The sequence below is a fragment of the Streptomyces sp. NPDC090045 genome, from assembly GCF_044747975.1.
Taxonomy (GTDB): domain Bacteria; phylum Actinomycetota; class Actinomycetes; order Streptomycetales; family Streptomycetaceae; genus Streptomyces.
Genome location: NZ_JBIVFA010000015.1, coordinates 1 through 21,404, shown reverse-complemented (window position 1 = coordinate 21,404; position 21,404 = coordinate 1). Strand labels below are relative to the sequence as shown.

Annotated in this window: 20 protein-coding genes and 1 tRNA gene; 11 read left to right on the top strand and 10 right to left on the bottom strand. The window is 72.9% G+C overall.

The genetic code is table 11. The features are described 5' to 3' along the window. Positions 1 to 129: 129 nt before the first annotated feature. On the top strand, positions 130 to 1,497 hold the full coding sequence (locus ACIPYQ_RS31905) for an AMP-binding protein (protein WP_401257484.1): 1,368 nt from the start codon (positions 130 to 132) through the stop codon (positions 1,495 to 1,497). Here ACIPYQ_RS31905 and ACIPYQ_RS31900 read toward each other — a convergent pair. Then, on the bottom strand, positions 1,494 to 1,886 hold the full coding sequence (locus ACIPYQ_RS31900) for an ATP-binding protein (RefSeq protein ID WP_401257482.1): 393 nt from the start codon (positions 1,884 to 1,886) through the stop codon (positions 1,494 to 1,496). The genes ACIPYQ_RS31905 and ACIPYQ_RS31900 overlap by 4 nt on opposite strands. A gap of 337 nt (positions 1,887 to 2,223) precedes the next feature. Here ACIPYQ_RS31900 and ACIPYQ_RS31895 point away from each other — a divergent pair, with 337 nt between their 5' ends. From ACIPYQ_RS31895 to ACIPYQ_RS31885, 3 genes are read left to right on the top strand one after another with little or no spacing between them, the layout of a single operon-like run. After that, on the top strand, positions 2,224 to 3,162 hold the full coding sequence (locus ACIPYQ_RS31895) for a class I SAM-dependent methyltransferase (RefSeq protein ID WP_401257480.1): 939 nt from the start codon (positions 2,224 to 2,226) through the stop codon (positions 3,160 to 3,162). Further along, a complete protein-coding gene (locus ACIPYQ_RS31890; RefSeq protein ID WP_401257478.1) occupies positions 3,159 to 3,683 on the top strand; it encodes a hypothetical protein in 525 nt (174 codons plus the stop codon). Before ACIPYQ_RS31895 ends, ACIPYQ_RS31890 begins: the two co-directional genes overlap by 4 nt. Before the next feature lie 29 nt (positions 3,684 to 3,712). After that, complete coding sequence (locus ACIPYQ_RS31885; protein WP_401257476.1) at positions 3,713 to 4,594, top strand: isocitrate lyase/phosphoenolpyruvate mutase family protein; 882 nt, start codon at positions 3,713 to 3,715, stop codon at positions 4,592 to 4,594. Here the strand turns inward: ACIPYQ_RS31885 and ACIPYQ_RS31880 are convergent. After that, positions 4,569 to 5,597 carry an AraC family transcriptional regulator gene (locus ACIPYQ_RS31880; protein ID WP_401257474.1) on the bottom strand — a complete coding sequence of 343 codons (1,029 nt, stop codon included), beginning with the start codon at positions 5,595 to 5,597 and terminating at the stop codon, positions 4,569 to 4,571. The two genes, ACIPYQ_RS31885 and ACIPYQ_RS31880, sit on opposite strands and share 26 nt — an antisense overlap. Positions 5,598 to 5,699: 102 nt before the next feature. Between ACIPYQ_RS31880 and ACIPYQ_RS31875 the strand changes: the two genes are divergently transcribed. Then, entirely contained in the window at positions 5,700 to 6,632 is a 933-nt protein-coding gene (locus ACIPYQ_RS31875) for an MBL fold metallo-hydrolase (RefSeq protein WP_401257473.1), read from the top strand. Here ACIPYQ_RS31875 and ACIPYQ_RS31870 read toward each other — a convergent pair. After that, positions 6,629 to 7,336: a 4'-phosphopantetheinyl transferase family protein gene (locus tag ACIPYQ_RS31870; RefSeq protein ID WP_401257471.1), complete on the bottom strand. Its 708-nt coding sequence runs from the start codon at positions 7,334 to 7,336 to the stop codon at positions 6,629 to 6,631. The two genes, ACIPYQ_RS31875 and ACIPYQ_RS31870, sit on opposite strands and share 4 nt — an antisense overlap. An 82-nt stretch (positions 7,337 to 7,418) precedes the next feature. Between ACIPYQ_RS31870 and ACIPYQ_RS31865 the strand changes: the two genes are divergently transcribed. After that, the gene (locus ACIPYQ_RS31865) at positions 7,419 to 8,684 is read left to right on the top strand and encodes a hypothetical protein (protein ID WP_401257469.1); all 1,266 of its coding nucleotides are present in this window, start codon (positions 7,419 to 7,421) and stop codon (positions 8,682 to 8,684) included. Positions 8,685 to 8,759: 75 nt separating this feature from the next. On the opposite strand, the gene ACIPYQ_RS31860 is transcribed toward ACIPYQ_RS31865, so the two are convergent. Further along, the gene (locus tag ACIPYQ_RS31860; protein ID WP_361770167.1) at positions 8,760 to 9,755 is read right to left on the bottom strand and encodes a DJ-1/PfpI family protein; all 996 of its coding nucleotides are present in this window, start codon (positions 9,753 to 9,755) and stop codon (positions 8,760 to 8,762) included. A gap of 226 nt (positions 9,756 to 9,981) precedes the next feature. Between ACIPYQ_RS31860 and ACIPYQ_RS31855 the strand changes: the two genes are divergently transcribed. Next, the gene (locus ACIPYQ_RS31855) at positions 9,982 to 10,572 is read left to right on the top strand and encodes an isochorismatase family protein (RefSeq protein ID WP_401257467.1); all 591 of its coding nucleotides are present in this window, start codon (positions 9,982 to 9,984) and stop codon (positions 10,570 to 10,572) included. 105 nt (positions 10,573 to 10,677) lie between these two features. Here ACIPYQ_RS31855 and ACIPYQ_RS31850 read toward each other — a convergent pair whose 3' ends face one another. Then, complete coding sequence (locus ACIPYQ_RS31850) at positions 10,678 to 11,934, bottom strand: tryptophan 2,3-dioxygenase family protein (protein ID WP_401257465.1); 1,257 nt, start codon at positions 11,932 to 11,934, stop codon at positions 10,678 to 10,680. A gap of 369 nt (positions 11,935 to 12,303) precedes the next feature. Between ACIPYQ_RS31850 and ACIPYQ_RS31845 the strand changes: the two genes are divergently transcribed. Beyond that, entirely contained in the window at positions 12,304 to 13,053 is a 750-nt protein-coding gene (locus ACIPYQ_RS31845; RefSeq protein ID WP_401257463.1) for a DUF4328 domain-containing protein, read from the top strand. A gap of 62 nt (positions 13,054 to 13,115) precedes the next feature. On the opposite strand, the gene ACIPYQ_RS31840 is transcribed toward ACIPYQ_RS31845, so the two are convergent. Further along, the gene (locus tag ACIPYQ_RS31840) at positions 13,116 to 14,552 is read right to left on the bottom strand and encodes an MFS transporter (RefSeq protein WP_401257461.1); all 1,437 of its coding nucleotides are present in this window, start codon (positions 14,550 to 14,552) and stop codon (positions 13,116 to 13,118) included. A gap of 292 nt (positions 14,553 to 14,844) precedes the next feature. Between ACIPYQ_RS31840 and ACIPYQ_RS31835 the strand changes: the two genes are divergently transcribed. Then, positions 14,845 to 16,008 (top strand): DNA glycosylase AlkZ-like family protein, encoded by a 1,164-nt coding sequence (locus ACIPYQ_RS31835; RefSeq protein ID WP_401257459.1) that lies wholly within the window; start codon positions 14,845 to 14,847, stop codon positions 16,006 to 16,008. A gap of 43 nt (positions 16,009 to 16,051) precedes the next feature. Here the strand turns inward: ACIPYQ_RS31835 and ACIPYQ_RS31830 are convergent, their stop codons facing one another. Then, entirely contained in the window at positions 16,052 to 17,041 is a 990-nt protein-coding gene (locus tag ACIPYQ_RS31830; RefSeq protein WP_401257458.1) for an MsnO8 family LLM class oxidoreductase, read from the bottom strand. 135 nt (positions 17,042 to 17,176) lie between these two features. Here ACIPYQ_RS31830 and ACIPYQ_RS31825 point away from each other — a divergent pair, with 135 nt between their 5' ends. Further along, complete coding sequence (locus tag ACIPYQ_RS31825) at positions 17,177 to 17,698, top strand: ATP-binding protein (protein WP_361770188.1); 522 nt, start codon at positions 17,177 to 17,179, stop codon at positions 17,696 to 17,698. A gap of 97 nt (positions 17,699 to 17,795) precedes the next feature. Further along, on the top strand, positions 17,796 to 18,344 hold the full coding sequence (locus ACIPYQ_RS31820; protein WP_401257455.1) for a hypothetical protein: 549 nt from the start codon (positions 17,796 to 17,798) through the stop codon (positions 18,342 to 18,344). A gap of 103 nt (positions 18,345 to 18,447) precedes the next feature. Here ACIPYQ_RS31820 and ACIPYQ_RS31815 read toward each other — a convergent pair whose 3' ends face one another. The 3 genes from ACIPYQ_RS31815 to ACIPYQ_RS31805 all read right to left on the bottom strand — a co-directional run bounded on the left by ACIPYQ_RS31815 (position 18,448) and on the right by ACIPYQ_RS31805 (position 20,797). Next, complete coding sequence (locus ACIPYQ_RS31815) at positions 18,448 to 18,870, bottom strand: VOC family protein (RefSeq protein ID WP_401257453.1); 423 nt, start codon at positions 18,868 to 18,870, stop codon at positions 18,448 to 18,450. A gap of 138 nt (positions 18,871 to 19,008) precedes the next feature. Then, positions 19,009 to 19,083 (bottom strand) — tRNA-Trp (locus tag ACIPYQ_RS31810). Between the two features lie 88 nt (positions 19,084 to 19,171). Continuing rightward, a complete protein-coding gene (locus tag ACIPYQ_RS31805) occupies positions 19,172 to 20,797 on the bottom strand; it encodes an alpha/beta hydrolase (protein WP_401257451.1) in 1,626 nt (541 codons plus the stop codon). Between the last annotated feature and the right edge of the window lie 607 nt (positions 20,798 to 21,404).

Here is a 21,404-nt window from a genome sequence, read left to right as displayed (position 1 = left end):
GGCCGGACACCGGCACACGACCGTGCCACCTGTGCATCAAGTGCCGCTGATCGCAGGCTCCTGCCGCGTGCGGGAGCCCGCGTAGGCTGGCGGAGCCTTCCGTATCCACTGCCGAATGGAGTCGCCGCCTTGCTCACCGCTCTCACCGGTGTCTACGGGGACCGGGCGGACGCCATCACCGTCGCCGGCCGCACCGCTTCCTACGAGGAGCTCCTCGGTGCCGCCCGCGCCGTGGCCGCCGACCTCGCCGGCAGCCACCCGCCCGCCTTCGCGGTGACGGCGACGGCATCGCTGGAAACGGTGGCCGCCGTGGTCGGCGGACTCCTCGCCGGCGTCCCGTGCGTGCCGCTGCCGCCCGACGCGGGGCCCGTCGAACGCGGTCACATCCTGAACGATTCCGGAGCCCGCCCCATCGAGGTCGACTTCGCCCGCCGCTCCACGGCCACCCCCGTCCCCGCCGCTCCGGTGCGGGGGGCGGAGGATCCGGCGCTGATCCTCTACACCTCCGGCACCACCGGCGCCCCCAAGGGCGTGGTCCTCAGCAGTGCCGCGATCACCGCCGACCTCGACGCCCTCGCCGAGGCCTGGCAGTGGAACGCCGCCGACACCCTCGTGCACGGCCTGCCCCTGTTCCACGTCCACGGCCTGGTCCTCGGCGTCCTCGGCGCCCTGCGGACCGGCAGCCGTCTCGTGCACACCGGCCGCCCTACGCCCGACGCCTACGCCGCGGCGGGCGGCAGCCTGTACTTCGGGGTCCCCACCGTCTGGTCCCGCATCGCCGCCGACCCGCAGGCCGCCGCCGCCCTGTCCGGGGCCCGGCTCCTGGTGTCGGGCAGCGCGGCCCTGCCCGCGCCGGTCTTCCGCGACCTGGAGCGCCTGAGCGGGCACCGCGTCGTCGAGCGGTACGGGATGACCGAGACCCTGATCACCGTCAGCGGCCGGGCGGGCGGCCACCTCCACCCGGGCACGGTGGGCACCCCGCTGCCCGGCATCACCACCCGCATCGCCGCCGAGGACGGTGCGGAGATCGGCGAACTCCAGCTCACCGGGCCCACACTGTTCTCCGGCTACCTCAACCGGCCCGATGCCACCGCCGCGGCCTACACTCCGGACGGCTGGTTCCGTACCGGCGACATCGCCGCCGTCGACGAGAGCGACGGCGTGCACCGCATCGTGGGCCGCGCCTCCACCGACATGATCAAGTCCGGCGGGTACCGGATCGGAGCGGGCGAGATCGAGAACGCCCTGCTGGACCACCCCCACGTCAGCGAGGCGGCCGTGGTCGGCGTCCCGGACGCGGACCTGGGCCAGCGCATCGTCGCCTTCGTCGTCGCCCAGCAGGTCACCGGGGCCGAGCTCACCGACTTCGTCGCGGCCCACCTGTCGGTGCACAAACGGCCGCGCGAAGTCCGCTTCGTCACCGCCATCCCGCGCAACGCCATGGGCAAACCGCAGAAGCGGCTGCTCCTGAGCGACGAGGGCCGGCCCCGACCCTAAACCACCGGGGGACGGAAGCAGGCGGTGATCGTCTTGCCTCCGTGGAAGGAATGGGCGTCCCAGGTGTCGGCGAGGGCGTCGATGATGGCGAGTCCGCGGCCGGAGGTCGCCTCGCGTGAGGGGTCGCGCGGGGCCGGCAGACGCGGGTCGCCGTCGGCGACGCTGACGTGCAGGCACCGGCCGTCCCAGGTGAGCACCAGTCCGGCGCTGCTGCGGGCGTGGACGTGGGCGTTGGTGACGAGCTCCGACACCGTCAGCAGGACGGAGTGGGCCGTGTCGGGGGCCTCCGTCGTCCACTGCAGGGCGTCCAGATGCGCCGCGGTCCACCGGCGGGCCTCGCGCACCCCCCGGTGTACCGGGAAGGACGCGGCCCACCCCTTGGCACGCATGGACACCGCGCTCACCTCGCTCGCGCTCTCGTGTGACGCCGGACGTGACGGGGACCGGACCGGACGGGGGCCGGACCGGACAGGTCGGGATGCGGCACGCGGGACGCGGATCAGAAGCGGCTCGCCCGGTGGCGGGCGCGGTGCCCGCCCCCGCGCTGGACGAGCAGCAGGGCCAGCGCCATGGGCGCGATCAGCAGGACCATCGTCGTCATGGGAGTGCTCCTTCCCTCGTAGTCCGTTCCTCCTGCGCGTGTGGCCGCTACGGGGCCTGCGAAACCCCCGGGTACGCGGGGTCGGCCGGCAGGGCCGGGCGGGGGAGGCCGTAGGGTTCCGCCTCGTGCACTCACTCGAGATATCCGACCTGATCACGGCGGTGGACCCCCGCACCGGCCACCGGCTCCCCATCCAGCGCGCCGACGTGATCCGACGCCTCCGCGAGAGCGGTGACGAACCCGCCGCGAGGATCGTCGGCGGGCTGCCCACCGACCGGGACGGCGTGCTGGACCCCGATGCCGTGGACCGCCTCCTGATCAGCGTGCACACCGAGCTCCAGCGGCTGAGCGAGGAGCTCCGGATCGGCGAACGCCTGGTCCAGCTCCTCGGACCGCTCTTCACCGCGATCCGGGAGACCGACGGCCGGCAGGGCGGCCCGTACCGGCTGGTCGACGTCGGCTGCGGCCTGGGCTACCTCGTCCGCCGGCTGGCGGCCACCAACGCCCTGGGTACGGACGTCGAGCTGGTCGGCGTCGACCTCGACGCGGCGCTGGTCGGAGAAGCCGACCGCCTCGCCCGCGCCGAGGGGCTGAACTGCCGCTTCGTCCACGGCAACGCCTTCGACCTGCCGCAGGCGGCCACCGTCTACGTCTCCACCGGCGTGCTGCACCACTTCCGCGGCCCCGACCTGGCCGAGTTCTTCCAGACCCAGGCCGCCTCCCCGGCGCAGGCCTTCTGCCACTTCGACATCGCCGCGACCCGCCTGGCGCCCATCGGCGCCTGGATCTTCCACCGCGCCCGGATGCGCCACCCGCTCGGCCGCCACGACGGCGTCGTCTCCGCCCGGCGCGCACACAGCGACGAAACCCTGCTGTCGGCTGCCGCCGCACCCGGAATCCGGCCCCTGCTGTTCGAACCGCGCGGCGCGGCGAACCCGTTCTGCACCACCCTGCGCCCGGTCATCGGGGTGCGCCCCCACCTGGAGGCGCCGCTCCGCCGGGCCATGGGACGCTCCGCCCGCCGCCTGGTCGGCCCCGAGCACCTCACCGAGGCCGCCCGATGAGATCCTCCCTGCCCCTCGTACCCCTCGCACTCCTCCTCCTGGGTCTGCTCGACGCGACGTTCAGCGGCTTCCGCGCCTACGCCGGCCGCGACGCCCGCATCCGCAAACACCGGGCCACCGCCCGGGCCGCCCTGCGCGGGCTGGCCCTCGGCGCCGTCCTGCTGCTCGCCCCCGTACTGACCGCAGCCGCCCTGCTGCTGACCGCGCCCGACCGGGCCCGGACCTACCAGACCCTGACCGCCGGAGGCCTCGGCTACCTGCTCCCGCTCACCGCCTACGCCACCGCCGTGCTGCTCTCCCTCGCCGCCTACTTCCTCCTGCCCTTCCGCGCCAGCACCCTCGCGATGGTCATCGGCCTCGGCCCGCTGACCCTGCTGCGCCCGCTCGCCGTGGCGGCGGCCTGCCTCGGCGCGTTCCTGGGCGGCGGATGGCCCGCCCTGCTGGTCGGCGCGATCGCGGGCGCCGCCGTTCTCGCGGTGGAACCCGCGGTGCACCGGCGCTGGTACCGGCACGTGCAGTGACCCCCGGGGTTCCCTGCGAAGATCAGGAGATGGACGCCCCCTCTGCCGCCCCCGCCCCTTCCTCCTCCGCCGCAGATGCCCGGTACCGGCGGGCCGTTGCCTTCCGGGCCCTGCACGAGGGCCCCGGCCCGTTCGTCGTGGCCAACCCCTGGGACGCGGGCAGCGCCCGCATCCTGACCGGGTTCGGGTTCCCGGCCCTCGCCACCACCGGCGCCGGCCTGGCCCACAGCCTCGGCCGACCCGACGGCGCGGGCGCCCTCAGCCGCACCGAGATCCTCGACAACGCCCGCGGCATCGTGGAGGCCACCCACCTCCCCGTCACGGCCGACCTGGAGAGCGGCTTCGGCCAGACCCCCCGGGACGTGGCCGACACCATCCGGGCCGCCGCCGCGATCGGCCTGGTCGGCGCCTCGATCGAGGACTCCACCGGAGACGACGAGGACCCCGTGCGCCCACTGGCCGAAGCCGTGGAGCGGGTGGCCGCCGCCGTGGAAGCCGCCGAACGGCTCGACTTCCCCTTCACCGTCACCGCCCGCGCCGAGAACTTCTTCCACGGCCGGCCCGACCTCGACGACACCATCGCCCGCCTGAAGGCCTATCAGGAAGCCGGCGCCCACGTCCTGTACGCACCCGCCCTGCCCGACGCCGACGCGATCCGCGCCGTCTGCTCCTCGCTGAGCCGCCCGGTCAACGTCCTCATGGGCGGCGCCCTGAACCTGTCCGTCGCCGAACTCGGCGCCCTCGGGGTCCGCCGCATCAGCACCGGCTCGGCCCTGTCCCGGGCCGCACTGGGCGCCCTGACGAGGGCAGCCCGCGAGATCACCGGGTCGGGCACCTTCGGCTTCGGCGCCGACGCCCTGCCCTACGCCGACGTCAACACCCTCCTCACCCCGCGAAACGACCCCCGCTGACCACCTCCGGGCCCGTCTCGGCCGGCCGGTCCTGGGCCCGGTAGCGGCCGGGTGTGGTGCCGAACTCGCGACTGAAGGCGTGCGAGAGGGCGTACGGGCTGCCGTAGCCGACCCGCCGCGCCACCGCGGCCAGCGGCTCCTCGGACTCGCGCAGCGCCGCCGCGGCCAGACTCAGCCGCCACCAGGTCAGGTACGCCATCGGGGGCCGGCCCACCAGGGACGTGAAACGCCGGGCCAGGGTGGGCCGGGACACCCCGACCTGCGCCGCCAGACGCTCGAGGGTCCACGGCGCGGCCGGGTCCGCGTGCAGGGCCCGCAGCGCGGCGGCCGCCACCGGATCTCCCAGCACCGCCGGCCACGTCCCGCTCCCGCCCTCGGCCACCCAGGAGCGGATCATGTAGACGAGCAGCAGGTCGAGCAGGCCGGGCACCGCGATGCCGGAACCGGGCCGCTGCTCACCCAGCTCTCGGCCCAACAGGTCGATGGCAGAGCGCAGTTCGGGCCGCGCGCCCACCCGCGAGGGCAGGTGCACGATCTGCGGCAGCTCCGCCATCAGCGGATGCGCCCGGCTCCGGTCGAGCCGGTACTTGCCGCACAGCATCTCCACGACGGCATCGCCGGCTCCCGCCCCGGCCGGCCCGGCGTGCGTGCCGGCCGGCCCGGCATGCGTGCCGGCCCCGACCGCCCGACCCGCCAGGGCTGTCGTGCGTACCGCGTCCCACTGGTCGAACCGGACCGCACGCTCCCTCTCCGGAGCACCGGCCGGACGATCGGCGATCACGTGGCCCGTCCCGTGCGGCAGCAGGACCGCGTCCCCCGCCCCCAGCGACAGGGGCGCACCGCCTCCGTCGGGCAGCAGCCAGCAGCTGCCCTCCAGCACGATGTGGAACCCGGCGCCGTCGTACGGGTCGAGGCGGGCGCACCAACTCCCGTTCACCCGCACCCTCTGCGAGGAGGGCCGCCCGATCCGTACGGTCGAGATCGCATCGCTCACCACGTCCATGCCGTCACGCTACCCGGCCGCCGCCCCACGTGAGACGCCCGCGTATCGGTGTGAGCCGGGCGGGCATTGAGGAGCTCACCGGCTTCTTCCTAGGGTCGGGGCATGACGAACGAGAACACGCACTCGATATGGCTGGGCGACGTCGAGGTGATCCGGGTCCGCGAGTGGCAGGGTTTCTTCGCCTCCGCCCGCGACTTGGTGCCCGACTCCGCCGGGGTGTGGGAGGACAACGAGCACTGGTTGGCTCCGGACCACTGGCAGCCGGAGCAGGACCAGGCGGTGATGGCCCTGCAGTCCTGGGTCGTGCGCAGTGGCGGACAGACCGTCCTGATCGACACCGGGGTCGGCAACGGCCGCGAACGCCCCCACTCCCCGCATTTCCACCACTGGCAGACCGACTTCCTGGGCGCCCTGGCCGGCGTCGGCATCCGCCCGGAGGACGTCGACGTCGTCGTCAACACCCACCTCCATGCCGATCACGTCGGCTGGAACACCCACGACGTGGGCGGAGAGTGGGTCCCGACGTTCCCCCGTGCCCGCTACCTCATCCCCGCGGCGGACAACACCTACTTCGGCCCGGGCAACACCCATGGGAAGGGCCGGAACCCGGACGACGCCCTGGTCTACGAGGACAGCATTGCGCCCGTGCACCGGGCCGGACAGGCCGTGCTGTGGGACGGCGTCCACCGCATCGACGAACACCTCACCCTGGAGCCGGCCCCCGGCCACACGCCGGGCTCGTCCGTTCTGCGCCTGGCCTCCCGGGGCGAGCGGGCCGTGTTCGTCGGCGATCTCGTGCACAGCCCGGTGCAGATGGCCCGGCCCTCCTGCAACAGCTGCTTCTGCCTGGACCCGGTACAGGCGGCAGCCAGCCGCCGCCGCGTCCTGCAACGGGCCGCGGACGAGCGGGAACTGGTCGTCCCCGCCCACTTCGCCGGCCCGGGCGCACTGAACATCCGCGCGACCAACGACACTTTTGCCCCCGTCCGCTGGGCCTCCTGGCCCCCGTCCCACGAAACGGCCGCTCCCGCCTAGGAGTTGTCGTTGGTGGTGGCGAGGGCCGCTCTGTAGTCATGGGGGGCCGGGAGGTCGGTGAGGGTCCAGCCCGGCGGGTGGGTCGGAGCGGGGTGGCTGCCGACGTAGGGGTGGGTGAGGCCTTCGGCGAGGCCGGTGCCGGTGGCCTTGAGGACGGCTTCCTTACGGGCCCACAGGCGGGCGAGTGCGGTGGGGCGTTGGTCGATGGCGAGCGCGTTCAGCTCGGCGGTCTCCGCCGGGTGCAGGGCGTTGATGACGTCGGCCACGGCCTGCGGGCCCGGGATCGCCTCGATGTCCACACCGACGGGTCGTGCGGCCAGGGCGAGGTAGGCCAGGTCGCCGCTGTGGGAGAGGGAGAAGTGGAACGCGGCGTCGGCCACGGCGGGGCGGCCGTGCGGGCCGCCGCAGCACGGGCAGTCCTCCCGGATCAGGCGTATGCCCTGCGGAGCCGACCCCAGGCAGCTGCCGAGGAGGACGCGGAGTCCGAGGTGTGAGGCGCGGTAGCGGTGGCGGTCGGCGGGCTGGACCATGCGTTCGGCTCGGGCGCGTTCGTCCGCGTCGAGTACCGCGCCCGCCTCCTGGACGGGGTATCCGCCGACGACGTCCGCCGTGGTGTCCCAGGACCACACCGACACGGCATCGCCCGTCGGGGGCGGTCCGGTCCGCGGTGTCTGACTGCCGAGTTGGTTCACGTGCTCGATCACATGACCGAGGGTAGTCCAGCCGGTCGGTCCACGGTGTGCCGTAGTGTTCTTCCCGGCGGCGGTGTGTGAGTACGGTCTGCACATGCACTTGAACGCATGGGAGCAGCAGCGAGGGCACGTGCTGCTGATAGCGGGTGATGTGGCTGTGCGGCGGCGCACGGTGCAGCTGGCGCCGAGCGCGAACCTGGCTGCCCTGGCGATGGTGCCCGCCTCCGCCCTGTTGGGCAGCGGGCTTCCCAGCGACACGGTCAGTCTCGACGGGGCGCGTGATCCGAACACGCTGCTGACGCGGCTGCGTACGGCTGCCGCCACGCCGGGCCCCTTGCTGGTCTATCTTTCGGGCCGTCTCACCGTGGACCGCCGCGGCCGGCGTCTTCATCTCGCGCTGGCCGGTACGACCGCCGCCTCGGTGCGCTATACCTCGCTGCCGTGGGAGTGGCTGGGCACCGAACTGCGGGCCCGCCCTGCCGGCCTGACGACGGTCCTTCTCGATCTGGCCGCGGACAAGGAGGCCTGGCCGCTGCTGCAGGAGTACGGCAGCCTGCCGGCCCCGCCCTCGGTGGAGGTGTACGGGGTGATCTGCCCGCCGGCCTTCGCCCCGGCGGCGGGCGCCGCGGTGAGCGGCTACACCCGGCAGTGGATCGACCAGCTGCGCCGTGGTCCGGGCCGGCCCGGCAACGTCCAGCTGCACGCCCTCGCGGTTTCGGCCGCGGCGCTGCCGCCGGGGACCGTGGTCCTGCCGACCGCCCGCGAGCTCGCCATGCGTTCCGGCCCACAGCAGGAGCACCAACAGCCCCAAGAACCCCAAGAGCCTCAGCATCTCCGGCAGCCGGAGCATCCCGTCCCCGCCTCCGCGCCGACCGCCGGGCCGGACCCGGAGACGGGCGGACCGGTTCCCGCTCCGGGTGCGGATCCGCGGCCCTACATCCATGCACTGGCCACGGCGGGCCGCCACGCGGAGGCGGCCAAGCTGGCTCAGGCATGGGAGGAGTACGTGCTGCAGGCTTGCGGACACGCCTCGTCGGAGGCGACCGGGTGGGTGGAGATCCGTGCCGATCTGGCGCGGATGGCAGGTGACTTCCCGTTGGCCACCCGGCTGTGGATGGGCGCCGGCCAGACCCGCCTGGCCCGTCAGGGTGCCGATGCACCGGAGGTGCATGCGGCTGCGGCCGGTGCGCTCTACTGCTGGGCTCAGGTCAGGGACCGGGCCCTGGCGTTGGAGTTCGGGCCCGGGCTGGTCGCTCTCCTGGGTGCTCTGCCGTTGGCGGATCCCCGTCACCTGCTGCTCGCCGAGCAGCGCCTGCAGGTGCTGCGCACCGCTGACCGCCCCCACGCCCTTCACCGGTAGGACCCGGGAACGGCACAGGGGCGGCTGTCGGCGGCGTGCGCGGATCCACCGGGGCCCGCGCACCGACCGGAACGGTCAAGGGTGGCGGGTGTGCCGGAAGCGGCTGCGGTATTCCGTCGGGGTGGTGTTGAGCTTCCGGCGGAACGCGCGGATCAGGGTGTCGGGGGTGTTGAAGCCGCACGCCGAGGCGACCCGTTCCAGGGTGTCGTCGGTGGACTCGAGCTGGTTGCGGGCCACCTCGACGCGGGCCGATTCGATGTAGGCGGCCGGGGTCATGCCCAGTTCGGTCTTGAAGATGCGGGTGAGCTGCCGTTCGCTGACATGGGCGTGTTCGGCGAGATCGGTGACGGTGAGCCGGCCGGTGATGTTGGCGGTGATGTGGTGGCGGAGGTCGTCCATGCGCCGCGTCGTGGAGACGGGCTCGATCGGGACGCTGAACTGGCTCTGCCCGCTGGGGCGCTTGAGGTACATCACCAGCTGCCGTGCGACGCGCAGCGCGACCGTCTCGCCGAAGTCCTCGGCGACCAGCGCCAGTGACAGGTCCAGGCACGCGGTGATCCCCGCTCCCGTCCACACGTCCTCGTCGCGGATGAAGATGGGGTCCGCGTCGACCTCGACCGCCGGGTGGTCGGCGGCGAGCTGCTGCGCGGTCGACCAGTGGGTGGTGGCGCGCTTGCCGTCCAGGAGCCCGGCGGCCGCCAGCAGATGCGCCCCCACGCACACCGACGCGATCCGCCGGGACCGACCCGCCAGCTCCTTCACCCAGTGCACCACGGCAGGATCGGTGACGGCATGGACGCGGTCGAGGCCGTCGACCTCGACCGAGCCGGGAACCATCAGGGTGTCGATGCTGTGCGCGGCCGCGTCGGCGAAGGTGAGGTCGGGCAGGATCCGTACCCCGGCGGAGGTGGTGACCGCCTCCATCGTCTCGGCGGCCAGCACCACCTGATAGCCCTGCGCGCTTCCGGTCTCCCGCCGCAGCAGGGCGAACACCTCCGGGGGACCGGTGACGTCGAGCAGGTCGACGCCGTCGAAGAGGAGCACGACGATCAACCGGTTCAGGCTGCTCACAGGGGTGTCCGTCCAGTCGCAGGGGCGAGGTGAAGGCGGGGGAGGGGCGGTCGGCCTCGTGGCCGGGCCCCGGGACCGGGGCTCGGGGGCACGAGACCACACCGATGTCCGTATCTGCAAGTTGCATGACATTGCCGCCATACGAGTGCGGTTCGTAGCGTGGGCGGTGCGCCACCACGCGTGGCCCACCCACCCCCTTCCGATACGTGATGCGAAAAGGTGCAGCATGCCTACGACGACCCTGCGCGAACTCAACGGCTTCGACCAGAGCCCGGCCGCCCTCGCCGGCGCGACCGTGATCCTGATCGACTACCAGAGCACCTACACCCGCGGCGTGATGGAGCTCGAGGGCTGGCAGGAGGCGCTGGACGCCGCTGCCGCACTGCTGGCCCGGGCCCGCCGGGCGGGCGCGACCGTCGTCCACGTCATCAACGACGGCGGCGAGGGCACCCCCTACGACATCCGCGCCGAGATCGGCCGGATCCACCCCCTTGTGGCACCCGCCGACGGCGAGGAGACCGTCGTAAAAACCACCCCCAACGCCTTCCACGACACGAACCTGGACGAGGTGGTGGACAAGGCCGGCAACACCGACCTCGTCATCGCCGGATTCATGACCCACATGTGCGTGCAGTTCACGGCGGCCGGCGCGTTCCTGCGCGGCAACCGGCCCACCGTGGTCGCGGACGCCTGTGCCACCCGCCCCCTGCGGGCCGCCGGCGTCGAGGTGCCCGCCGCCCAGCTCCACCACGGCGCGCTCGCCACCGTCGAGGACCTGTGGGGCGTGGTCGTGCCGACCGCCGCGGCGCTGGTCTGAGCCGCGACCGGCCGTCGGAACGCCGGTCCGGGGTCAGGCGCCGGCGGCCCGTTCGTGCGGCCGGTGCGCCGAACCGGTCGGAGGGGCGGCGGCCCGGTCGTGCGATCAGTCGCCCGTACCGTTGCCCTCCCGCCCGCACCGCGGGTCGCGCTGCCCGCCCAACTGCCCGAAGAGCCGGTTGTCCAGACATTGCGTCAGGTAGGGCACGCCCTCGGTGTCGCCCGACCCGCGCGCACTGCCGAGCATCCGCGCGGCGAGGCTGCGGTGCGTGGACTTCCACCGCTGGTGCCGCTCCTCCAGCCGGCCCAGCGCGGTGTGGAAGCGGTTCCAGTCCGTCCAGCTGAAACGGGCCCTGCGGCGAAGGTCGAGATACGCGCGCGTCACCGTGTCGTGGCCCGCGTCCCGCGCCTCGGCCCGTACCGCCGGCACACTCGTGAACGCCGGCGACCCCAGACGCTCGGCGGGCGGAAGGCCGCACAGGATCTCGAACCGCTTGTACTGCTCGGACTGAATGGCGCTCGCGCCCTGGGTGAACTCCCGGAACCCGGAGAAGTGCTCCGGCCGCATCGTCGCGACCAGCCGGAACAGCGCCGAGGCCCGCTCGAACGAGGCGGCCGCGCGGTCCACGCACGCGGCCGCCGGTTCCAGGCAGCCGTCGCGCAACGCCGCGATCGCCGCCCGCATGTCCTGCGCGATCGCCGTGAACAGCATCTCGTGGGCCTGCAGGGCGCGCATGAAGAAGTACTCGTCGTGCAGCACGTACACGGGCTGCACCGTCACCTCGAACCAGCGCCCCGCATCCGTCGCCGCGGGCCGGGGGAGCAGGTCGGCCGCCTGAGGGGTCAGGTCCTCGACGTCCAGCGCGTCGATGTCCAGCGCGTCGACGTTCAGCCCGTCGTGGTCGTGCGCCACGAACCGCAGGGCGTGTCGCAGCCGCTTGCGCAAGGTCGCCGCCCCGGGCCGGTCCCGCTCGGCGTCCGCCGGTTCCTGCGGCGCGGCCGCGGTCCGCATCTCGAAACGCGCCACGTCGGATATGAGCCATGTGGCCAGCCGATTCGGCCCCGGCGCGTGCCCGGGCTCGTCCGCTATGAGCTCCAGCAGCGGCAGGGAAAGGTACGTGCGGTTCCAGTAACGGTCCTCGTGCTTGTCGAGCAGGCAGTCGAGAAAGGCCTGCAGAAAGGGCCGGCGACCCGTGGCGTGCCGGCGCCGGATCTCACTCAGCTGAAAAAGGAACGGCTGCGGCAGAAAGTGCTTCCCAGCCCGCCTCACCTCCTCCGTGATCGCCCGGGCCAGGTGAATCCCGTCCAGATCACCGTCCACGTGTCCGGCGGCCGCCCACCGGTCCACTTCCTCGAAGGTCAACGCGCACGGCCCGACGCGAGGCTGATCCGCACACTGCTGGGCACGACATTCGGAATTCATCACCCATCGTCTCCTCGCTCTGGCGGGCCTCACGCGCTCCGGGCGAGGCAGGAGATTTCAGTAGGCGGGACGGAAAGCCCTCAGGTCATGTCTCGGATATTCGTGTCTTGACACATTGCGCCCGCTGGGCGAGCGGCCCCCGGCCCGGGGCGTGACAAGATCCCGAACGGCACCCCACCGAACCGCCCCTGCCACCTCCGACCTGCGGATACGCGATGGACGGGGCGGCTCCGGAGGGCGTATGGTCCCCCGACGCTCCCACTGCGGTGAGCGATGTCTCGCAACGCGTACCCGTGGGGGGTCCTCGCCATGTCCGAAACCAGCCGGTTGAAGCCACGCCCGTTCCTGCCGGCCCGGACACCGAAGGCACCGCGGCTCCTGCCGGCCGCCGTGGTGCTGCTGCTGGCCGCGGTGATCGTGGCCGACCTGTTCTCGCTGTACGCCGGGACGCGGGCCCATGACCTGCTCGACTGGGAAGGCGGCTTCGCCTATGCCTCCATGGAGGACTGGGACGCCGCCGACACCCTGTACCGGCGCGCCTGGATGTTCCAGTACCAGGCCGTCATCGTCTGCGGCATCGTGTTCATCGCCTGGTTCCACCGGATGTACCGCAGCGCGGTGGCGCTCGCGCCGGACCGCCTGCGCACGGGGACCGGCTGGGCGATCGGAGCCTGGCTGTTCCCGGTGCTCAACCTCTGGCGGCCGTTCCGGATCGCCCTGGACATGTGGGGTGTCTGCGTACCGGCTTCCACATCCACATCCACATCCGCATCCACATCTGCTTCCGCTTCCGTATCCGCATCGGCCCCCGCCCCGGCCGCGGGACAGCCGGCCGAGGTGGCGTTCTGGCCGGTGGGCCTGTGGTGGGGGCTCTTCGTCACCTCGGGAGCGTTCAACCAGTACGCCGGCTGGACGTACGGCCGCGCCGAGGCGATTCCGGACCTGCGGGACGCCACGGTGCTGCTGATGGCGGCCGACGTCCTGGACATCGCCGCCGCCGCGGCCGCGATCCACTTCGTCGTCCGCCTGACGTCGATGCTCCGGCGCCGCACCTCCTGAGGCACCGTCTGCCGCGGCCTTGAGAACCCTTGCCCGCCGGGCGGTCGACCGTCCGGCGGGGGTCAGGGCCGACGGCCCGGTTCCCGCCCGGCATCGTCGCGGGCCCGCATCGACAACGGCGCGATCCTGCCGAGCAGTACCAGCCGGTGGCGTACGGCCATGACGGCCACCGCCGTCGCGAGGATGACCACCCCGCCCAGCCGCAGGATCGCGTCGTAGGCCTCCTCGGGCGGCCGCTCCGGCGTCATCGCCGAGATCGCCGCCGCCGTCCCGGCCAGGGCGATCGCACCCAGCGTGACCAGGAACGTCAGCAGCACGCCCGACGCCTCCCCGGCCCTGGCCGGCGCCACGACCTGCTGCGTCGCCACGCTGGAGAAGGTCCAGCCCAGCCCCAGGCCCAGGCCGCACCACGCGAACACCGGCACGTACAACCACCAGGCGCTGACCTGGGCCAGCGCGTACATCCCCGTACCGGCGACGGCCCCGGCGAGCGCCATCACGGCGGTCGGCCGCATGTGCCGCCCCAGCCGCGCCCCGAGCGGCCCGCTGAGGGCCACGAGCAGGGCCGGGGCCAGGAACACCGTGCCGGCCAGGAGCGGCGAGAGCCCGCGTACGCCCTGGAGGTAGAGCGTGGCGAGGAAGACGGTGACGCCGTAGCCCATGTTCGAGAGCGAGCCCATCCCGGTCACCAGGACGTACGGGACGTTGCGGAACAGCCGCAGGTCGATCAGCGGATGCCGGGCCAGCCGCTCCCGCACCACGAACAGGGCGCCGGCCACCACCGCCACCGCGAAGAAGCCGAGGGTACGGGCACTCGCCCAGCCCCAGGCGTCCCCGCGCTCCACGGCCAGGGTGAGGGCGGCCAGCGCGCACACGACCAGCGCGCAGCCCAGGAGATCCAGCTCGCGGGGCGCCGACGCGTCGCGCGAATCCGGTACGTACACGAGGGCGACGATCAGCGAGAGCAGGCTCAGCGGCGCCATCAGCCAGAAGATCCAGCGCCAGCCCGGCCCCTCGGTGAACCCGCCGCCCACGAAGGGCCCGACCGCGGTCCCGATGTTGGCGATGCCGAAGACGGCGCCCAGGGCCTTGGCCCGGCCCTCCTCGGGAAACGTGTTGGTGATCACGGACACCGACACCGGGAAGACGAACGCCGCGCCCACCCCCTGCGCGATCCGGGCCGCCACCAGCCAGCCCAGGCCGGGAGCCAGCGCGCAGCCCACGGAACCGGCCGTGAACAGGGCGGTCCCGGCCAGCAGGGTGCCCCGCCGTCCGAAGACGTCCCCCACCCGGCCGCCGATGATGAAGAAACAGCCGATGGCGAGCATGTACGCGGACAGGGTCCACTGCGCGGCCGAGACAGTGACGCCTAGCTCCGCCGCGATACCGGGAAGGGCGAGGTTGAGGGCGAAGAAGTCGAGCTGGATGCAGAACAGCGCGACGGCGACGGCGACGAAGGCCCCCGTCCTCCGTGCGGCCGCCGAGGACTCAGCGCGCATGAGGGCGTTCCTCTCAGCCGACACCGCCAGGACACCGCCGGTGCCCGCGCGCGTGCCCTCGTCCCATTGTGGAACGAGCCGCCGCGCCCCGCAGTCCGGCCGGGGCTGCAGGGGCCGCCGGGGCTGTCGAGGGCTGCCGGGGGCTGCCGGGGGCTGCCGGGGGCTCCGCGGGCCGGCGCGCCCGGATCGCGGCGCGCGGTGCCCGCCGCTGTCATCGCCCAGGAGGCCGGGAGACTAGGAGACCGGGGGCCGGGCGTTGGCGGGGGAGCGGCGCAGGGCAGAATCCTGCACTGTGACGATCACCGCGCGCGAACTCAACCGGGCAACCCTGGGCCGCCAGTTGCTGCTGAACCGCGAGCCGCTGACCGTACCCGAAGGGGTGCGGCGCGTGGTTGCCCTCCAGGCACAGCACGCGGCCTCGCCGTACCTCGCGCTCTGGAACCGGCTCGCCGGTTTCGCGCCGGCCGAACTCGACGCGGCCTTCACCGGGCGGTCGGTGGTCAAGGCGACCCTGATGCGGATCACCCTGCACGCCGTGCACGCCGAGGACTACCCGGTCTTCCGTACGGCGATGGAGCCCACGCTGTACGCCTCCCGCCTCGGCGCCCGCTTCGCCGCCGCCGGGCTGACCCCCGCCGACGCCGGAGAACTGCTGCCGGAGCTGCTGGCCTTCGCCCGCCGGCCGCGCACCTCGGCCGAGATGCAGGCGTGGACCGGGGCGCGGTTCGGCGCCGAGCAGAGGGACGGGGCGTGGTGGGGGCTGAAGGGGTACGCGCCTCTGCACCACGCCCCGACGGATGCGCCGTGGTCCTTCGGCCTACGCCCGTCCTTCATCGCGGCCGGAGCCGGACCCGTCCCGGTTTCCATTCCCGTTTCCGTGCCCGTACCCGCGGACCGGGCGGGGGAGCCCGAAGCGCTGCAGGCCCTGATCCTGCGCTATCTGGCGGGATTCGGACCCGCGTCGGTCGCGGACGTGGCGCAGTTCGCCCTGGTGAAGCGGGCGCACGTCCGCGCGGCACTCCGCGCCCTGGACGCGGTGGTCGAGCAGCTGCAGGGCCCGGACGGCGACACGCTGTTCGACCTCCCGGGCGCCTTGCGGCCACCCGCCGAAACCCCCGCCCCTCCCCGGCTCATGGCCATGTGGGACAGCATCCTGCTGGCCTACGCCGACCGCAGCCGCGTGATACCCCCGGCCTACCGCCCCCTGGTGATCCGCCGCAACGGCGACGTACTGCCCACCCTGCTGGTGGACGGCCACGTCGCCGGTGTGTGGCGCCCGCTGCAGGGCGGAATCGAGGCCACGGCCTTCCACCCCCTGTCACCCGCCACCTGGGACGGGCTCGCCGAGGAAGCCCAGTCCCTGAGGGCCGTCCTCGACGACCGTGAGACGGAGGTCTACAGCCGCTACCACCACTGGTGGGCCAAACTCCCCGACGCCGACGTGCGGATGCTCTGACCGGCGCTCTCGCCGCCCGCGGACACCGTCCCCCGCGGCGTTCCTAGGGCACGGTCGCGGCGGCGCCGGAGTACTTCCTGATGAGCTCGTAGGAGCGGAGGCGGTCACGGAGGTCGTAGACGGGTGTGGTGAGCATCAGTTCGTCCGCTCCGGTCTCACCGGCCAGGTGCGCCAGCCGGTTCACGACGGTCTCCGGCGTCCCGACGGCCTGCTGCGCACGGAATCCCGCCAGCGCCTGCCGCTCCTCGGCCGTGAAGGGGTGGGCGGCCGCCTGCTCGGGCGTGGGGAAGGGCGACTCGCTCAGTCCCTTGAGGAGCCCTGCTTTGATGACGTTCATGGGTCCGGCCCGCCAGACGGCTTCCTCTTCGGTCTCGGCGCACACCGCCTCGACACACAGCAGCACCCGGGGCCGCTCGCACCAGCGGGAAGGGGTGAACCGTTCCCGGTAACACTCCAGTACGGCACGGGTGTTGTCCGGCCGGATGTGGTGGGCGACCGCGACGGGCAGGCCGAGGGCGGCGGCGAGGGCGGCTCCGGCGGGGCTGGAGGCCAGCAGCCACGGTTCGGGCAGCGGGCCGAGTGCGACCTCGTCGACCAGGAGCGACAGGATCGCCGTGACGTCGTCGCGGTACTGGGCATCGGTCGCCGGCGCGGCTCCGCGGCGAAGTGCCCGTGCGGTCGCCTCGTCGAAGGTGCCGGGACCGCGGCCGATGCCCAGGTCGATGCGGTCCTCGTGCAGGGCGGCCAGCGTTCCGAACTGCTCTGCCACGGTGATGGGCGCATGGTTGGGGGCCAGTACGCCGCCCGACCCGAGCCGGATGGCCGAGGTCGAAGCGGCGGCGTGCGCCGTCAGCACCACGGGCGGGAACGCGCCGATCGCGGGGGAGTGGTGGTGTTCCGCGTACCAGATCCGGTGGTATCCCAGCCGTTCCACCCCCTGCGCGAAGGCCGCGGTGTCCCGCAGGGTCTCCACGGCGCGGGTGCCCGTCTGGACCATCGCGACTTCCAGAGCTGAAAGAGGTATGTCGAGCATGCCGCCAGCATAGGGATCATGCGCGCGGGTGAAGGCGGCGGTGATCCCTTTCCCGCCACTGCGACTCCGCGAGTGGGGGCGTTCCCACGGGTCCCACGGCTCGCACCGGGTCCCGCGGCGCTAGCATGAGACCCCATGATCGTATGGCTCAACGGCACCCACGGCGCAGGCAAGACGACGACCAGTGCACTCGTGCACCCACTGATCCCGGATTCACGGGTGTTCGATGCCGAGAAGGTCGGCGAGACGCTCATGGACATCACGCCGGGACTGCCCAGGACCACCAACTTCCAGCACTGGCCGCCGTGGCGGCCGCTCGTCGTCGAGACGGCCCGCCACGTACTCGACTACACCGGCGGCACGTTGGTGATTCCCATGACGGTCCTGGTCGAGGAGTACTGGCGCGAGATCAGCGCCGGCCTCGCTCAACACGCCATCCCCGTACGGCATTTCGTCCTCCACGCCGACCAGGACACCCTCCGCGGACGCATCGAGGGGGACACCGTTCTCGGCCCGTCCCCGTTCCGTCTCCAATACCTCGAGCCCTACGCCGAGGCGGCCCGCACGTGGCTGCACCGCGAGGCCGAGGTCGTCGACACCACCCACCTCACTCCGGCCCAGGCCGCCCTCCGGATCGCGGAGGCCGTCAGGAGTTGAGGTCCACCCGCCACGGCAGTAGTACTTGCTGTCGAGGGCTCTGCGATCTTGTCCCAACCCTCGGGTAGGGTGACGCGACAGTTCGGAGGGGGACGAAATGATGAAGTGGCAAGTGCCGCTGCGAGCGGTGGCCATGCTGGGTCTGTCGGGGGTACTCGTCACGGGGTGCAGCGATTCCGAAGGCGCGAATCGCTCGGAGCAGCCCCCGGCCTCCTCCCCCTCCCCTTCCTCCTCCACGCCGTCGGTCGAGCCGGTCTCGGCGAAGGCGCAGGCCGCCGAGAAGGTGAAGCTCGCCGTCGAGCGGCGCATCTCGGCGGGTGAACGACAGTTCGGTTCGGGTACGAACTCCCCCTGCTCGACGTTTTCGCCCCAGCTGTTCACCGCGAAGTGCAAGGCAGCAGCCGATGCCACATCCGATGCCGCCGGCCTGGCCTTGAGCGAGATCGATGGGCGCCAAGGATTCGCGACGCTCGATTCGGTTGCTCGCAAGCTCCAGGCAGCAGTCGGTACGTACACATCCTTGGGATGCGCCACGGGGCCGACGGCAGCGGACACGCGTACGGCGTGCCTGGAGCCGGCTGCTGTCATCGCGCAGGGGTTCGCGGACTTGCGCGGCGGGGCCAATGCGGGTCTGGCGGGCAAGTAGGCCCCGGTAGCGAGGCAGGTACCTTCGGCCACGCGCCGGGACCCGTCACGTCCCGCCCCCGGCCGGCATCCGGGTCCGGGTCCGCAGCGTGGGCGCAGGGCCGTCAGACGACCGGTTCGCCGATGCCCAGCAGGTTGCCCTCGCTGTCGCGGAACCAGGCGCCGCGCTCGCCCCGGGCGCCCTTGCTCGGGTAGTTCCCGTCGATCTCGGCGATCGAGTCCCTCGTCTTGAATCCGGGCACGTCGACGTCCTCGAACACCACACCGTGCCGCTTGAGCTCCGCGACCACGCGGGTGAGGTCGTCGACCTCGAATGCCATCTGCGTGAACGTGCCGGGCGAGGATCCCGTAGACCGGAACAGCACGAACTCCGCACCCCCGCACCGGTAGAGAAGGCCGCCGGGCCGCTCGTCGACAGGCTCCAGACCGAGCCGCTCGGTGTAGAAACGCCGAGCCCGTTCCAGGTCCTGGGCGGGAAGCCGGTCCGCCACGCGCGCCCGGGCCAGAAGGTCGCCGTTCACGTTCATGCCACTCAGTGTGCCCGCGCACCGGCCACAGACGGGCAGCCGACGCGCGCCACCGAACCACCCGGTAACCCCAGCACGCAGCATGCAGCCCGCGGCCCCGATCCGGCCCCGATCCGGTTTCCTGAGGCCGGTTGCGGACGGAACCGGCCGGATTCGAACCGGCGTCCTCGCGATTTTGGAGACCGCGCGCGTCGACCTCTGCGCTACGGCTCCGTCCGCCCGGCATCCTAGGCCAGACCGATCCCCTTCCCCACGCCACCCCACCCCACCCACTCCGGCCCCCGTCGTCCAGCGCACGCGCTCAGCGCAGCGCAGGGATCACATCGCGCGTCTCGTCGACCTCGACGCCCGCGGTGCGGCGGCCGAGCGTCCCCGCCGGCGTCTCGTCCGCACAGACGGTGCCCCGCGCGGGCAGCGCCAGGGTGGCGAGGTAGTCCGTGACCAGGGCGCTGACACACGCGCTGCGGTTGTATGCGGTGTGCCCCTCACCGGCGAAGGTCAGCAGCCGCCCGTTGTCCAGCGTCCCGGCCAGGGCCACGGCGTCCTGGTACGGGGTGTCCGGGTCCCCGGTCGTGCCGAGGACCAGGATCGGGGCGGAACCCGCCGCCCGGTAGGAGCCCTCGAAGCGGCTCGGGCGTTCCGCCGGCCACTGGGCGCAGGCCGGCGCGTGGTTGTGGTCGTAGGTGGGCGGCCCGAGCCCGATGGCGGGCCCCAGCAGCGGCGCCGCAGCGACATGGGTACCGACCACCGCACCCAGGAGCAGCCGGCTCGTCGGGTAGACGCGGTCGGCGCACTCGACGGCCAGGTTGACGTTGAGGAAGTCGAACGACGCGGGGGAGGGCGGGTTCAGCAGGAACGTGGCCTGGCGTGCCTGCGCCGCCCGCAGGGCCTGCCCGAGCTCGGGCCAGATCTCCTGGCCCGCGTTGATGTTGAACATCAGCCGGTACGCGAGCGTGTACCCGGTGGCCGGGCGCCCGCTCGCCGTGACGACCGGGTCCGCGTCCAGCGCCCGCTTGAGCCGCTCGAAGGCCTCCCTCGGGCGGCCCTCGCCGAATCCGCAGGCGGCGGCGTTCTGCGCACACCAGTCCAGGAACCGGCCGACCGCCGCGTCCAAGGCGACGAACTGCGCGCCGTCGTAGGCGTACGGCACGTCCGCGTAGCGGCGCGGATCATAGGCCCCGTCCAGGACCATGGCACGCACCCGCCGGGGGAACTGCGCGGCGTAGACGGTGCCGACGTAGCTGCCGAAGGAACGGCCGTAGAAGGAGAGCGTCTCCTCGCCGAGGGCCTGGCGCAGCAGGTCGATGTCCTTGGCGTTCGAGCCGGTGCCGACGAACGGAACGAGGTCACCGGCGCGCTGCCTGCAGGCGTTGGCGAAGTCGGCGCCCTGCCGGATGGCGCCCTGCAGGGCCCCCGGACCGGGCACCCCGCGCGCGGCGTCGACGGCGGCCGAGTACTCCTGGTCGTTCCAGCACTCCACCTGCCCGCTGCGGGCCACGCCCCGCATGTCGTACCCGACGACGTCGAAGGAGTCCCGCAGGGAGGCGGGGAGCGAGGCGTAGCTGTTACGGGCGAAGTCCACACCGGAGTTGCCGGGTCCGCCGGGGTGCAGCAGCAGGACACCGGCGCGGCGGGCCGGGTCGGCCGCGACCCGCCGGGTGACGGCGATCGGGAGCGTACGCCCGGTGGGCTGACGGTAGTCCAGCGGCACCCGGGCGGTCGCGCACTCGAAACCGTCCGCCTGACCGGCACAGGGCCCCCACGACAGAACGGGCACGGGTACGGGTACTGGCGGGGGCGGGTTGGTGAGACCGGTCGCCGTGGCGGCCCCGGGCGAAACCCCCAGGAGCGGGGCGACCGTGATCAGGACGAGGGATATCCCCCACACCAGGGGCTTGCGGGGGCCATCGGCTAAACGGGTCTGCATGCGGCGATCCTCCGTCATGGGCGCGTTGCGCAACGGGCGACAACGTAGCCGCGGACCGCCGCCCTGTCGTCCCACCAGGATGTGATTCCTCCCTACCACCAGGGGTGGCATCCAGCTATCACCAGGGTGGTACACGGCGCCGCCGGATGGCCGACAACGCCACGCCGGGCGCCACCGGCCCGCTGCCGCGCAAGCGCCCCCACCGCAGCCGCAGAGCAGCCGACAACAGCTGGGACGCACGGCATGACGACCCTAAGCAACACCGCCTGATCCGGCGCGGGGGCCGCTGCGGAGGCTGCGCGGCGGTCACCGCTTTCGCTGTCCTCAGACCTGCTGTTTCGGCGTCGGGTGTCCCTGTGCCCGTTCTGTTTTGGTGTTCGTTGTTTTCGTGCCGGGGGTGGTGTCTTTCGGCTGTTCGGCCGGGTTGGGGGTGGCGGGTGCGGCGGTGTGGCGGGCAGGGCAGGGCAGGGCGGTGCGGGCAGGGTGGGTGCGGCAGGGGGGAGGGTTGGTGTGCGGTGGGTGTGTGTTTGGTTGCGGTGGGTGGGGTTTGGGTGGGGTGGGGGTGAGGCGGCCCATAGGGCCCATGTCACATACGAGGTGGGTTAGT